6 protein-coding genes are annotated in these 15196 nt (G+C 69.4%); all 6 read right to left on the bottom strand.

The features are described from left to right. Window position 1: 1 nt before the first annotated feature. Complete coding sequence (locus tag ACJEIK_RS15300; RefSeq protein WP_267325408.1) at window positions 2–1471, bottom strand: condensation domain-containing protein; 1470 nt, start codon at window positions 1469–1471, stop codon at window positions 2–4. Window positions 1472–1534: 63 nt separating this feature from the next. Further along, complete coding sequence (pks2, locus tag ACJEIK_RS15305) at window positions 1535–7771, bottom strand: sulfolipid-1 biosynthesis phthioceranic/hydroxyphthioceranic acid synthase (RefSeq protein WP_409431702.1); 6237 nt, start codon at window positions 7769–7771, stop codon at window positions 1535–1537. A gap of 663 nt (window positions 7772–8434) precedes the next feature. Next, complete coding sequence (locus ACJEIK_RS15310; protein WP_061000834.1) at window positions 8435–9727, bottom strand: serine hydrolase domain-containing protein; 1293 nt, start codon at window positions 9725–9727, stop codon at window positions 8435–8437. 356 nt (window positions 9728–10083) lie between these two features. After that, window positions 10084–11058 carry a methylmalonyl Co-A mutase-associated GTPase MeaB gene (meaB, locus tag ACJEIK_RS15315; protein WP_409429949.1) on the bottom strand — a complete coding sequence of 325 codons (975 nt, stop codon included), beginning with the start codon at window positions 11056–11058 and terminating at the stop codon, window positions 10084–10086. A 10-nt stretch (window positions 11059–11068) separates the two neighbouring features. Then, window positions 11069–13318, bottom strand: a complete 2250-nt coding sequence (scpA, locus tag ACJEIK_RS15320) for a methylmalonyl-CoA mutase (protein ID WP_409431703.1) — start codon at window positions 13316–13318, stop codon at window positions 11069–11071. Between the two features lie 2 nt (window positions 13319–13320). Next, on the bottom strand, window positions 13321–15159 hold the full coding sequence (gene mutA, locus ACJEIK_RS15325; protein ID WP_409429950.1) for a methylmalonyl-CoA mutase small subunit: 1839 nt from the start codon (window positions 15157–15159) through the stop codon (window positions 13321–13323). Window positions 15160–15196 lie beyond the last annotated feature (37 nt).

A 15196-nucleotide genomic window follows, 5' to 3' on the forward strand; every position in this document is an offset into this window, starting at 1 on the left:
ATCAGCCCTTCACAGCTCGAATCAGTTCGCTGCGGCAACCGTTGTGGCGCAAGGCATCCGAGCGTCCCGCACCCGAACCACCGTCGGCGACGCGCAGGTACACGGCGCGCATGGCGTGCAGGTACTTGTCCACCGATTCACGGGCGATGGGATTGTCCGGGTAGGCGATGGTGACCGAGGTTTCCTTCTCGGAACGGTTCACCCAGATGCCGATCTGGTACGCCGAGCGGGCGTCGCTGTAGACGCGGCCGTTGAGCCGCTCCCACTCGTTCATGATCGCCGGAGACAGCGGCGGCAGGTTGGTGTCTAGGTAGGACACCATCGGCACGCCCGGGTCCGCCTTGCGGATACCCGGCACCTTGCCCTCGGCCAGTTCCAGCACCCGCTCGAACGGGACGTGCGCCAGGTCCATGCCGGCGTCGAACGCCTTCTGCATGGCGCGCGCGGTGTCGCCGAACGACTCCGGCACCACGGGCACGCTGATCGGCACAACGCCGGTGAACCAGCCCGTCGTCATGAACTCGGCCGGGGTGCGGCGCGTCGTGGTCGGGGTGATGACGTTGTAGACCGCCTCGCCCGTCAACTCGTGCTCGGCGAGCGCCGCGCACGCGATGACGCCGCCGATCACGCGGGCGCCCGCGGACAGGCAGGCCGACTCGAAACGCTCCGACTGGTGCTTGTCCATCAGCCGGACGGTCAGCATCTCGCCGCCGCACGGCACCGACGGGTCACCGAGCGGCAGCGGGAAGCACGGCAGTGTGCCGTCGTTGGCCTGGGCGAACTTGATCCAGTCCTTGACCTCCGGCGACTCCAGCGTCAGCGCCGAGGTGAACTCCGCCTGCTTGACGCAGTAGTCGTCGTAGCTGCCGGCGTCGGCCAGCGGGATCGGCGGGGCGCCACTGACCAGGGCCGCGTACATCAGGTGAATCTCGACGAGCACGAGTCCCATCAGCAGGGCATCGGTGTGCACGTGGTCGATGCTGAAGTAGAACGTGAAGTGGTCGTCGCGCTGGATGATGCCGAAGTGGAAGCAGTCCCACTGCAGCGGATCGGGCGTCGCCAGCACGTGGTCACGCCACTGCTGCGCGTTCATCTCGCCGTGCTCGGTGGCCACCAGCTTGATGTCGCGCGGGTTCTTGGCCGTGCGGCGGACGACGACGTCGTCTTCCGTCAGTTCGAACCAGCTGTGGAACGTGTCGTGCCGGCGCACGTAGGCGTTGATGACGTGCGTCATGGCCCGGACGTCGCACTTACCCGGCATGTCCCACGCGGCGATGTTGAGCCGGGCCATGTCCGTGCCGTTGCGCTCGTGCGAACGGAACGCGCGGATGTGCTGGCTCTGCTGGTAGCTGACCGGCACCGAGCTGACCGGCGCGTTACCCAGCTTGGCAAGCGACGCAGACGAAGGGTTCCAGGAAGTCAGAACACCCGAGGAACCCATCCAGTCATGGATGGTCCTAATCGCAACCATGCTCACTCTCCTGTGCTTCGGTGAATTCAGCGCGCGGCTTCTGTGACGCCCTACTCTGACCCGTCATGTCGAAATCGCCGTCGAAATCGCCTCCCCCAGGCGCTCTGCCAGTGCTCGGACATTCGTGATGTCCGACGAACCGATCCGGACTCCCGTCTCGGCTTCGATACGGGTCCGCAGTTCCAGCGCCCCGAGCGAATCGAGGCCGTACTCGGCCAACGGACGGTCGGGATCGACAGATCGCCTAAGTATCATAGACATAGCGTCGGTGATCAGGCGCCTCAGCCGAGCGGGCCGCTCCTCCTCCGAGAGGGCGTGGAACTCGGCGAGGAATTCGCTGGTCCCCGCGCCACCGCGACCGATGTTGGCGAACGACTCGGCAAACTTGCTGGTCTGAGCGAAAGCCACCAGCCAGTCGGCCCCGGCCACCGGCGCATAACCGGCGTAGGCGCGGTCGTGGCGGATGATCGCGTCGAACGCGAAAGCGCCGTCCTCCGGATCGATCGCCATGGCCTCATCGGCGGCCATGCCCTGCCCCGCGCCGATCTTGGCCCAGGCACCCCAGGCGATGACCGTCGCCGACAGCCCCTGGGCACGGCGCCACTGCGTGAACGCGTCCAGCCAGCTGTTCGCCGCGGCGTACGCGCCCTGTCCGGGCGAGCCCACCATGGCGGCGGCCGACGAGAACGAGCAGAACCAGTCCAGCTCGGACTCGGCCGTCGCCTCGTGCAGGTGCCACGCGCCGTACACCTTCGGCGCCCAGTCGCGCTCGATCAGCTCGTCGGTGATGTTCGGCAACGTCGCGTCCTCGACCACCGCGGCGCCGTGCAGCACGCCGCGCAGTGGCTTGCCGGTCGACTCGGCAGCGGCAACCAGGCGCGCGGCGGTGTCGGCGGCAGCGATGTCGCCCAGCACCACCTCGACCTCGGCGCACTTGCTCCGGACGGCCTCGATGGCCTTCGCGGTCGCCGCACTCGGCTCCGAACGCGCGTTGAGCACGATGCGTCCGCACCCACCGGCGGCCAGCTTCGCGGCCAGGAACAGGCCCAGGCCGCTCAGACCACCGGTGACGATGTAGGAGCCGTCGGCCCGGTACACCGGAGCCTGCTCCGGCGACAGCACCGCCTCGAACTCCCCGGTGTGCGGGATGTCGAGCACGAGCTTGCCGGTGTGGCCGGCCGCGCCCATCACGCGGATGGCGGTGGCGGCCTCGCTCAGCGGGTAGTGCGTGGTGTCCGGCACCGGCAGCACACCGTCGGCAATCTGTCCGAAGATCGTCTCCAGCATGCCGCGCGTGACGTCGGGGTTGGTCAACGTCAGCAGCGCCAGGTCGAGCGCGTAGAACGACAGGTTCCGGCGGAACGGGAACAGGCCCATCCGGGTGTCGCCGTAGATGTCGCGCTTGCCGATCTCGACGAACCGGCCACCGAAGGTCAGCAGCTCGACGCCGGCCTTCTGCGCCGCACCGGGCAGCGAGTTGAGCACGACGTCGACGCCGTAGCCGTCGGTGTCGCGACGGATCTCCTCGGCGAAGGCCGTGCTGCGGGAATCGTAGACATGCTGAATTCCCCAGCTGCGCAACAGGTTTCGACGGTCGTCACTACCCGCGGTGGCGTAGATCTCGGCGCCCGCGGCCCGGGCGATGGCGATGGCGGCCTGGCCCACGCCACCGGTGGCGGAGTGGATCAGCACCTTGTCGCCGGCCTGGATACGGGCCAGGTTGTGCAGGCCGTACCAGGCGGTGGCGTGCGCACTGGGCACCGCCGCCGCGCTGCCCTCGGGCAGGTCGTCCGGAATCTTCACGGCCAGGTTCGCGTCGCAGGTGACGAACGTCTTCCAGGCGCCGGTCAGCGAGATGCCCGCCACCCGGTCGCCGATCTGATGATCGGTGACGCCCGGCCCGACCGCGGTCACGACACCGGCGAAGTCCGCGCCCGGCTGCGGCAGCCGGCCCTCGAAGCTCGGGTACCGGCCGTAGGCGACCAGTACGTCGGCGAAGTTGAGGTTCGACGCGGCTACCGACACCTCGATCTGGCCCGGTCCCGGAGCGACGCGCTCGTACGCGGCCAGCTCCGCCGATGACAGGTCACCGGGGGTCCGGATCTGCAGTTGCACACCGTCGGTCTCAGGCCGCACGACGGCGGTGCGACGTTCCTCGGGCTGCAGCTGGCTCAGGTTCAGGCGCGCGGTGAACCACTCGCCCGACCGCCACGCGGTCTCGTCCTCTTCGGAACCGGACAGCAGTTCCGCGGCGACGTGCGCGACGTCGGCCTGGACATCCAGGTCGATCTGCGTCGGCCGCATCGCCGGGTACTCCATGCCGATGGCCCGCATGAAACCGCGGATGCCGCCCTGCTCCAGGTTGGCCACGTCGCCCGGCGCCACAGTGCGGGCACCCCGGGTGAGCACGTACAGCCGCGCCGGCTGACCGGGCACGTCCGGCAGACCCCGCACGATGTGGACGAGCTGCTCGACCTGGGACACTCCGCGCTGCGCGGTGGCCAGGGAAGCCGAAGCCGCGGAGCCCTCGGGCGCACCCGTGACGATGACGACGCCCTTGAACGGCTTGGCCGTCAGCGTCTCCTGCAGCGACTCGAGGTTCGACGCATGGTCGGCGTCGGCCGGCCACGCCATGGTGGCGACGTCGGCCTCGTCGGACTGCAGCACCTCGGACAGCTTCTCGGTCAGGCTGTCGGCATCGGCGGCGGCCGAGATCAGCAGCCAGCGGCCCGGGTCGACCACGTTGGCAACCGGGGCGTCCTGGCTGCGCCATTCGATGTTCAGCAGGCGCTCGCCCAGAAGCCGCTCGCGCTGGCCCGCCTCGGACACGCCGGTGCCGAGCCGCAGGCCGGTCACCGCGAGCAGCACCGCGCCGTTCTCGTCGAGCACGTCGATGTCGGCTTCGACCGCCGTCGGCGAGAGGCTGACGAGCTTGACGTAGCAGTAGTGCGCGTTGCGGGTCGACTCGTAGGCCCGCAGCTTGCCGACGCCCAGCGGCAGCATCAGCGCGCCGCTGGTGTCGCCGTGCAGATCGGGATGCGCGGCCACCGCCTGGAAGCAGGCGTCGAGCAGCGCCGGGTGCACGGTGTAGGCGCTCTGCTGCGACCGGATGGCACCGGGCAGCGCGACGGCGGCGAGCACCGTGGTGCCCGCGGACGCGTGGGCCGCGGTCAGGCCGGAGAACGCCGGGCCGTACTGGATGCCGCGATCGGCGAACCAGGCCCGCAGGTCGCCACCATCGACATCTTCGGTGTGGGCGGCGACCAGCTTGGCCAGGTTGTAGGCCGGGCGGGCGGCGTCGTCGTCGATGGCGTGCAGCGTCGCCGCGGCACGGCGCACCTGCTCGCCGTCCTGGTAGGTCTCGACGAGGAAGTCGATGTCGCCCGACGGCACCGCCGTGGCCACCGCCGACACGGCGGTCTCCTCTTCGAGCAGCAGCATCGCCTCGAAGGTCACGTTGCGGACCTCGGAGGCCTCGCCCAGCACCTCGCGGGCCGCGCCGAGCGCCATCTCGCAGTACGCCGCACCGGGCAGCGCCGCGACGTTGTGGACCTGGTGGTCACCCAGCCAGGGCTGCATGCCGGTGCCCACGTCGGACTGCCAGACGTGCCGCTCGGGCTCCTCCGGGAGCCGCACGTGCGCGCCCAGCAGCGGGTGCACCGCCAGCGACGCCCCGCCGGGGGCCTGCTCGTGCGGGTCCCGCGTCAGGATCAAGTGGTTGCGGGTCCAGGTCGGCAGCGGCACGTCGACCAGCACGCCGTCCGGGTAGATCACCGAGAAGTCGATGGCGGCGCCTGCGGTGTGCAGATCGGCGACGACGTCGCGCAGACCGTTCGGCACGTCCTGTTCGCGACGCATCGCGGCGAGGGCGGCGATGCCGATGTCCTGGTGCGCGGCGTTCTGGTTGACGGCGTGCACCAGCAGCGGGTGCGGGGCCAGCTCGATGAACACGCGGAAGCCGTCGTCCAGCGCGGCCTGCACGGCGGCACCGAAGCGCACGGTGTGGCGCAGGTTGTCCACCCAGTAATCCGCGTCGTAGTCCGCGGGGTCACGCGGGTCGTACTGCGTGGCCGAGTAGTACGGCACCGCCGGCTCGTCGGGCTCGAGGTCCTCGAGGGCATCGGCCAGCTCGTCCAGGATCGGGTCGACCTGCGGGGTGTGCGACGCGACGTCGACGGCGACCTCGCGGGCCATGACGCCGCGCTCGTCCCATTCCTTGACCAGCGCGCGGATCGCGTCCTTGTCACCACCGACGACGGTGGACTGCGGCGAGGCGACGACCGCCAGCACCACGTCGCTGACACCGCGGGCACCGAGCTCGGAGAGCACCTGCTGGGCGGGCAGCTCCACCGACGCCATGGCACCCGAGCCGGACACCTTGAGCATCAGGTTCGACCGGCGGCAGATCACCTTCACACCGTCGGCCAGTGACAGCGCGCCGGAGACGACGGCGGCGGCCGACTCACCCATCGAGTGGCCGATGACCGCGCCGGGCTGCACACCGTACGAGCGCAGCGTGGCGGCCAGCGCCACCTGGATCGCGAACACGGCGGGCTGGATGCGGTCGATGCCGGTCACCGTCTCACCGGCGGTGATGGCCTCGGTGATCGAGAAGCCCGACTCCGCTTCGATGAGCGGTTCGATCTCGGCGATGGCCGCGGCGAATGCGGGCTCGGCGGCCAGCAGATCGGCGCCCATGGCCGCCCACTGCGAACCCTGGCCCGAGAACACCCAGACCGGGCCGCGGTCGCCCTTGCCGGCGGCGGGCTGGAACGGGGCCTCGCCGTCGGCGACGCCACGGAGCGCCTGGATCAGGCCGGCGGCGTCCTCGGCGAGCACGGCGGCGCGAACCGGTCGGTGTGCGCGGCGACACGCGAGCGTGTAGGCGGTGTCGGCCAGATCGAGGGCCTCGCCCTGGGCGGCGGCCCAGTCGGCCAGCTTGCCGGCGGTGCGGCGCAACTCGTCGGCCGAGGTGGATGACACGGGGAACAGCAGTTTGCCGCCGATCCCCTGCCCTTCGGACCTGACGACGCGCGGCGACGACTCGGCCGGGGCCTGCTCGACGACGGCGTGCACGTTGGTGCCGGACAGACCGTAGGCCGACACCGCGGCGCGGCGCGGGTGGTCGGCGGTCGCGGGCCACGGCACGAGCTCCGTCGGCACGAACAGGCCGGTGCTGATGGCCGCCATCTCGGCGGGCATCTCGTTGAAGTAGAGGTTCTTCGGCACCTCGCCGTACTGCAGGGCCAGGACGGCCTTCATCAGGCCGACGGCACCCGACGCCGACTGCGCATGTCCGACGTTGGTCTTGACCGAACCCAGCACGACCGGCCCCTGCTTGCCGTAAACCGTTGCCAGACTTGAGTATTCGATCGGGTCACCGACGGGCGTGCCGGTGCCGTGCGCCTCGATGTACCCGACGGTGGCGGGATCGATGGCGGCGAGGTCCAGCGCGCGGCGGTAGACCGCGACCTGGGCGTCCGCGCCCGGGGTCGCGATGTTGACCGTGTGGCCGTCCTGGTTGCTCGCCGTGCCACGGATGACCGCGAGGATGCGATCGCCGTCGCGCTGGGCGTCGTCCAGGCGCTTCATCATGAACATGACCGACGCCTCGGCGGAGACGAAGCCGTCGGCGGCGACGTCGAAGGCGTGGCAGTGGCCGGTCGGCGACAGCATGCCCTGGGCCGAACCCGAGGACATCTTGCGCGGCTCCAGCATGATCGACACACCGCCGGCGAGGGCGGCGTCGCTCTCGCCGTCGTGCAGGCTGCGGCACGCGTTGTGGATGGCGAGCAGGCTCGACGAACAGGCCGAGTCGACCGTGTACGACGGGCCGTGCGCACCCAGGTGGTACGAGACGCGCCCCGAGGCCAGGCTGAAGTTGTTACCGGTGAAGCCGTACGGGCCCTCGATGGCGTGGGCGTCGGCGGCCAGCAGCTGGTAGTCGCCGTGGGTCATACCCACGAAGACGCCCGTGAGCGAGCCGGCCAGGGTGGCGGGATCGATGCCCGCGTGTTCCACGGCCTCCCAAGAGGTTTCGAGGATCAGGCGGTGCTGCGGGTCGATCGCGGTGGCTTCACGGTCGCTGATGTTGAAGAAGTCGGCGTCGAAGCCGGCAACGTCATCGAGGAAACCGCCCCACTTGGACACCGACCGGCCGGGCACGCCGGGCTCCGGGTCGTAGTACTCCTCGGCGTCCCATCGTTCCAGGGGAACCTTGGTAACCAGGTCGTCACCGCGCAGCAGGGCTTCCCACAGCTCGTCCGGCGAACTGATGCCGCCAGGAAGCCGGCATGCCATGCCGATGATCGCGACGGGTGTCGTCGGTGACCCACCCACTTAGTTACCGCCTCTCCGTGCAGTCCGGCCCGACCCCGACACGCAGTGCCGGGTGGCTTTGCAGACCGCGCTCAAAAATCTCTGCGAAATCGTCTTTGCCGCGTTAAACAAACTGGCTCGAAATCCTACCGGGTCAAATTAACTGATCCGCCGATTCGGGGCTACCCGTTTCGGTCGAATCGCTACCAGGTGACCGTCAGCAGCGGATATCCGCAGCACACTCGCCGCGGAAGACCCAACCCGCCCGGCGCGCCGTTGCGCAGGGGTTTGGTTCGGAGCCTTTTCGAACCAGCCACGGGCCGGAAGCATAGCGGTCCGTAGCGAACATCGTTCGCCCCAGCACCGTGCGCACGCGGACGCCGCGACAGGGCAAATGTTTGCGTGGATATGGTTATTGAAATCCGAGCAACACAATGAAAATCGCAGAACTACAGGCTGTGGCCATAAAATCGTATTGTCGGCAATGATCGATACGCATGGTATGAAATATCTGGTGTGACGAACTCCGCTCGATACGGGCAAAAAATCAACATGCCCGACATCTGCGCGTATTCGAAAGTCCGGTGCTGAGGGCGGTCCGCATCGCCTCCGACGCGGCCGCATATCTCGCGCGCGCAAACTCCGTCAGCCCGCAACCGGGGCCGGATCCGCGTACGGTGCACCGAACTCCGCGACCCGGCAGAAACCGTTGCTGCGCGCCTGCGCAGCACCGTGTCGCACCATTGCCCCAAGTGCTACGAAACCAGCCTGATCCGCAACCATCAGCGGCGTCAACAGGCGGTTGTGCACGAAGCCGAAAGCCAGGCCGCGATCGGGATCGGCCCAGCCGAGCGACCCGCCGAGGCCGACGTGGCCGAACCCCGGCATGAGGCCAGGGAACGGCAGCCCGTGATATCCGAGGTTGAAATCCATCGGCAGGCCGAGGCCGAGGTCGGGGAACACGCTGCCGGTCCCCCGCAGCTGCGCGACGGTACCGGCCGACAGGAACCGCAGGCCGTCCATCTGGCCGCCGTTGGCCAGTGCGCCGTACACGCGACCCAGCGCACGCGCCGTGGCCACGCCGTTGGCGCCCGGCATCTCGGAATCCAGCAGCGGCGTGTCACCCTGGGCCATCGACCGCATGCCGGTGAAGTACATCGAGCCGAAGCCGCCCGAGAACGGCAACTTCGCCACGTGCGGCGCCACCACGTCGAACAGCGGATTGCGGATGCGGAACTGCGGGCCGATGATCTGCGCCGGCTGCGTGGGCGCGTCGGCGGCCGGCCGGCCCAGGTGCAGACCGTCGATGCCGAGGGGCTCGGCGAGCTCGGTACGGAACAGCTCACGCATGCTCTGCCCGGTCACGGCGCGGGCCAGCCCGGACAACAGCCAGCCGTAGGTGATGGCGTGGTACGCCGGTCGCCCCTTCATCCAGCTCATCGGCGCCGCCGCCAACCGCTGCTCCATGAGGCGGTGGTCCATCAGCTCGTCGCGCGTGGCGCCGTTGAGCTGCGACAGCCCGGCGCGGTGCCGCATGAGCTCGCGCACCGTCACGCCGGCCTTGCCGTTGGCCGCGAAGGCCGGCCAATACTCGGCGACGGGCACGTCGTAGCCGATCAGGCCCCGATCGGCCAGGCGGTGGATCACGGTCGAGGCCAACCCCTTGGTCGCCGAGAACACCATGGCGCCGGTGTCCGCGTCCCACCGCCGGGTGCCCCACCGGTCGGCCCACCCCGTCCACACGTCGACGACGGGAACGCCGTCGAGGTACACCGAGAGGGCGCCGCCGCCCAGGAATCGGCTGGGGAACATGGCGGAAAAGGCCCGCACCACAGTTGCGAAACTCGGGTCAGCGGCACCGTGAACACCCTGCGGAAGAGGTCCGCCGGCGGACCGGAGAGGCGCGACGTTGCGCTCCCGGCGAATTGCGTTGGTCATTACCAAATGATGACGTGCGCCTGCCGCAGATCATCTCCGACGTTATCAATCTGTTAGCTAAATAGTCTGGATACACAGGTTGGGCGTGTCCGGCATATCCACTTCAAGATCGCACTTACGCCGGCGTAAGCCGTTGCGGAGTCATCGCCATGATCGCGAATCCAGAGGTCAGACCCCCAACCCTGGCACTATTTCGATAGCCGAATGGCCATGATCGCGTTTCGCCCGCAACTCGGACCGGCGGCTGGTCCGTCCCGAATTTCGTTTCGCCAACGGCCCGCCCCAATACCCGGCGGGCCGGTTCCGATATTGCGCCGGCAAACTCGCCCGCAATCTCGGAACTGGCGCGGCCGGCGTCAGTTCGCGAGGTCGATGATGCGCTGTGCCGCCAGCGCCGGCGTCAGCTCACCCTCGCGCACCTGGCGTTCCACCTCGTCGCGATTCGCCTTGACCGCCGGATTCGAGAGCACCCGGTCGAGCACGGTGTCGCGCACCATGGTCCAGGTCCAGTCGACCTGCTGGGCTCGCCGCCGCGCCTCGAATTCGCCTGCGGCACTGAGTGTTTCACGATGTTTGAGCACGGTGTCCCACATCGCGGCAAGACCGTCGCCGGTCAGCGCGCTCATGGTGAGCACCGGCGGCCGCCACAGGGTGTCGCGCGGATAGATCAACCGGATCGCCCCGGACAGCTCCCGCGCCGCGGCCTTGGCTTCGACGGCGTGCTCGCCGTCGGCCTTGTTGACCACGATGACATCGGCGAGCTCCAGCACGCCCTTCTTGATGCCCTGCAGCTGGTCACCGGTGCGGGCCAGCGTCAGGAAGACGAAGGTGTCGACCATGTTGGCCACCGTCACCTCCGACTGGCCGACGCCGACGGTCTCGACCAGCACCACGTCGTAACCGGCCGCCTCGAGCAGCACGATGGTCTCGCGGGTGGCCTTGGCCACCCCGCCGAGCGTGCCCGATGTCGGCGACGGCCGGATGTAGGCCTCCGGCTGCACGGCCAGCTGCGCCATCCGGGTCTTGTCGCCGAGGATCGACCCACCGGTACGGGTCGACGACGGGTCGACGGCCAGCACCGCGACGCGGTGCCCCCGCTCGATCAGGTGCATACCGAGCGCTTCGATGGTCGTCGACTTGCCGACGCCGGGAACGCCGGTGATGCCGACGTGCAGCGCGCTACCGGCCTCCGGCGTGAGCTCGAGCAGCAACTGCTGCGCGGCATCACGATGGTCGGCCCGGGTGGACTCGACCAGCGTGATGGCGCGCGACAGCGCCGCCCGATCGCCGGCGCGGATCCTGGCTGCGAGTTCAGGCACCGGGGCCGTCATGCCCGCCCCCTCAGAGCTTGTAGCCCAGCCGCTCGGCGAGCTTGCCCAACAGGCCGATCGCGGCGTCGGCGATGACCGTCCCGGGCGGGAAGATCGCCGCGGCGCCCGCCTCGTACAGCTCGTCGAAGTCGCCCGGCGGAATCACGCCACCGACCACGACCATGATGTCCGGACGCCCCACCTCGGCCAGTGCGTCGCGCAGCGCGGGCACCAGCGTCAGGTGACCGGCCGCGAGCGACGACACTCCGACGACGTGCACGTCGTTGTCCGCCGCCTGCCGCGCCACCTCGTCGGGCGTGGAGAACAGCGAGCCGACGTCCACGTCGAAGCCGATGTCGGCGAACGCGGTGGCGATCACCTTCTGGCCGCGGTCGTGGCCGTCCTGGCCCATCTTGGCCACCAGGATGCGGGGGCGACGGCCGTCGGCCTCGGCGAACTTCTCGACCAATTCGGTTGCGGTGCTCACGTTTCCGGTCTTCCCCACCTCGTCGCGGTAGACGCCGGCGATGGTGCGGATCTCGGCCTGGTGCCGGCCGTACACCTTCTCCAGCGCGTCGGAGATCTCACCGACGGTGGCCTTGGCGCGGGCCGCGTTGATGGCCAGCGCCATCAGGTTGTTGCCCAGGCCGTCCTCGCCCGCAGTACCGGATTCGCCTGCCGCACGGGTCAGTTCGGCCAGCGCCGCCTGCGTGGCGGCCTCGTCGCGGTCGGCGCGCAGCTGCTCGAGCTTGGCGAGCTGCTCGGCCCGCACGCGGCTGTTCTCGACCTTGAGGACCTCGATCTCCTGGTCCTCGTCCACCTGGTACTTGTTGACGCCGATCACCGTCTGGGCGCCGGAGTCGATGCGGGCCTGGGTACGCGCCGCGGCCTCTTCGATGCGCAGCTTCGGGATGCCCTCGCCGATGGCCTGCGCCATGCCGCCGTGCTCGGCGACCTCCTTGATGTGGGCGCGGGCCTTCTCGGCGAGCTGGTGGGTGAGCCACTCGACGTAGTACGAACCGCCCCATGGATCGATGGGCCGCGTGGTGCCCGACTCCTGCTGCAGCAGCAGCTGGGTGTTGCGCGCGATGCGGGCCGAGAAGTCGGTGGGCAGCGCCAGCGCCTCGTCGAGGGCGTTGGTGTGCAGCGACTGCGTGTGGCCCTGCGTGGCGGCCATGGCCTCGATACAGGTGCGGGCCACGTTGTTGAACGGGTCCTGCGCCGTCAGCGACCAGCCCGAGGTCTGCGAGTGGGTCCGCAGCGACAGCGACTTGTCGCTCTTGGGGCCGAACTCGGCCACCAGCTCGCTCCACAACAGGCGGCCGGCGCGCAGCTTGGCCACCTCCATGAAGAAGTTCATGCCGATGCCCCAGAAGAAGGACAGGCGCGGCGCGAACTTGTCGATGTCGAGGCCGGCGTCCAGCCCGGCCTTGATGTACTCGACGCCGTCGGCCAGCGTGTAGGCCAGCTCCAAATCCGCTGTGGCACCGGCCTCTTGGATGTGGTAGCCCGAGATGGAGATCGAGTTGAACTTCGGCATCTTGGTGCTGGTGTAGCCGAAGATGTCCGAGATGATCCGCATCGACGACTTCGGCGGATAGATGTAGGTGTTGCGGACCATGAACTCTTTGAGGATGTCGTTCTGGATGGTCCCGGCCAGCTTCTCCGGCGGCACGCCCTGCTCTTCGGCGGCCACGACGTAGAGCGCGAGGATCGGCAGCACCGCGCCGTTCATCGTCATCGAGACGCTGACGCTGCCCAGGTCGATGCCGTCGAACAGCTGGCGCATGTCGAGGATGGAATCGATTGCGACACCGGCCATTCCGACGTCACCCTGTACGCGCGGGTGGTCCGAGTCGTAGCCGCGGTGGGTCGCCAGGTCGAAGGCCACCGACAGGCCCTTCTGGCCGGCGGCCAGGTTGCGGCGGTAGAACGCGTTGGACTCGGCCGCGGTGGAGAACCCGGCGTACTGCCGGATGGTCCACGGCTGGTTCACGTACATGGTGGGGTACGGCCCGCGGATGAACGGCGGGGTGCCCGGGAAGCTGTCCAGCGGGTAGCCCGCCCGCGTCGCGGCGTCCCGGTCTTCGGCGATGTACACCGGCTTGACGTCGATGCCCTCGGGCGTCGACCAGGTGAGCTGCTCGGCGGTGTAACCGTGCGCCTGCGCCGCGTCGGCCACGTGGGCGCCGACGGCCTCGGCGGTGGGCGCGGCGGGCGCTTCGCCCTGCAGCGGGACGTCGGCGAAACTGCCGATGGTGGTCACGTCGGAAGCGGTCATGGTCATGCCCCCAATCGGGTGAGCAGGGTCGAAAGCGCTTCGACGGCATCGATTTTCATGGTCAGGTATTCGTCGGGCTTGTCGGCCGCGTCGGCGACCGCCTTCTCCGGGCCGGCGAGATACACGTGCGCGACGCCGGCCGCCCGGGCGGCCTTGATGACATCGCTCGCCTCGTCGGCGTATCGAGCGTCGGTGCCGCAGACCACCGCGGCCACCTGGCCGGCGGCCGCGGCCGCAACGCCCTCTGCGGCGACGGTGCCGGGGTTGACGGCCTCGATGCCACCGGAAGCCAACAGGTTCGCGGCGAACGTGGTGCGAATGTTGTGCTCGGCCAGCGGGCCGACGGGCAGCAGCACGGCCTGCGGGCGCTTGCCCGTCTTGGCCAGGTAGGCGTCGGAGCGATTGCGCAGCGCCTCGAAGGCCGCGGCGTAGCGCACCACGCCCGGGAACGAATCCGTCTGCGCGAGCGGGGTTTCCGCCAGGTTCGGGAACTCATTGACGCCGGTGAGCGCCGTGCGGCGGTGCGCGATGTCATCGGCGCGACGGTCGGCGATCTCTGCGATCTGGGTGCGCAGCTGATCACGTGCCGCGACGAAACCGCCCAGCGACTCCAGCTCCTGGAACTTCGCCCAGGCCTGCTGCGCCAGCTGATCGGTGAGGTCCTCGACGAACCACGAGCCACCCGACGGGTCAACGACGCGGCCCAGGTGCGACTCCTCGAGCAGCAGCAGCTGGGTGTTGCGCGCCATGCGGCGGCTGAAAGTGACTGCGGTACCGGGCAATCCGCCGTCGATGGCGGCGTCGAACGTCTCGACCAGCACGGTGTCGGCGCCGCCGACGCCGGCGGCGAACGCGGCGAGGGTGGTGCGGAGCATGTTCACCCACGGGTCGCGCTGCGACATCATGGCCTTCGAGGTGACGGCGTGGATCGTGGCGGCGCTCGCATCGGGCGCACCGACGACCTCGGCCACCCGGGCCCAAAGCCTGCGCGCCGCACGGAGTTTGGCGATGGTGGCGAACTGGTCGTCGTCCGCGGCGAAGCGGAAGCTGAGCTGCCGCAGCGCGTCGGCGGTCGACAGCCCGCTCTCGGTCAGCAGCCGCAGGTAGGCGACGCCGGCGGCGAGGGCACCCGCCAGCTCCAGCGAGGCGCTCGCACCGAGGTTGTGCAGCGCGGCGGCGTCGACCGTAACGGCGCGCACTCCCCCCTCGTACCCGGTCAGCTTCGCGGCAGTGGCGACGACGTCGGCCTCGGCCGCGGCGGCACGACCCGACAGCGGCGCGGTCAGCGGGTCGGCGCCCAGGTCGATCGACAACCGGGCGCGCTGGTCGGCGTCGAACGGCTCGACCAGCGTCAGCAGCTGATCGGCGGCACCCGCCAGGTCCGCACCGGCATCGAGGAGCACCGGAACCAGATCCAGGAAGACGCCCTCGAACACGCGGTCCAGCTGGTCGACAGGTACGCCGTCAGCACCCACCCGGACCTCGACGGCACTGGTGCCGTCGGTGAGGGCGAGCAGGATGGCGCCGTTCACCGTGGCGACGTCGGCATCGCTGGCGATCGGGAAGGACTCGGTGACCTTCCATCCGGCGAGCACGTCCCGGTGGGCATCACCACCGCGGGTGAACGGCCAGTGCCCGGGCAGCGCGGGCTCGGCGAGTCCGTCCAGGCTGGTGTACAGCGGACGGACCGGGAAGCCGTCGTACGTGGGGGTATCGAGCAGACGCTCAGGGTCTGCCGGCAGATCCTCGACTGCCTTGCGGGTGCTCTTGGCGAGCACGCCGGCGACGTTCTCTTGCCACCGCGCGTAGCGGTCCCGAACGGTGGACGCGTCGACAGTCACCGGCGACTCCCAATCTTTCGGCCATCAGACATATGGC

Origin of the sequence: Mycobacterium sp. SMC-16 (genome assembly GCF_046250085.1) — a bacterium.
GTDB classification, from domain to species: Bacteria; Actinomycetota; Actinomycetes; order Mycobacteriales; family Mycobacteriaceae; genus Mycobacterium; species Mycobacterium phocaicum.

Excerpts from the sequence above, each read along its gene's own strand:
- ACJEIK_RS15300 (WP_267325408.1), bottom strand. The coding sequence starts at position 1,471 with ATGGTTGCGATTAGGACCATCCATGACTGGATGGGTTCCTCGGGTGTT.
- pks2 (WP_409431702.1), bottom strand. The coding sequence starts at position 7,771 with ATGGCATGCCGGCTTCCTGGCGGCATCAGTTCGCCGGACGAGCTGTGG.
- ACJEIK_RS15310 (WP_061000834.1), bottom strand. The coding sequence starts at position 9,727 with ATGACCAACGCAATTCGCCGGGAGCGCAACGTCGCGCCTCTCCGGTCC.
- meaB (WP_409429949.1), bottom strand. The coding sequence starts at position 11,058 with ATGACGGCCCCGGTGCCTGAACTCGCAGCCAGGATCCGCGCCGGCGAT.
- scpA (WP_409431703.1), bottom strand. The coding sequence starts at position 13,318 with ATGACCGCTTCCGACGTGACCACCATCGGCAGTTTCGCCGACGTCCCG.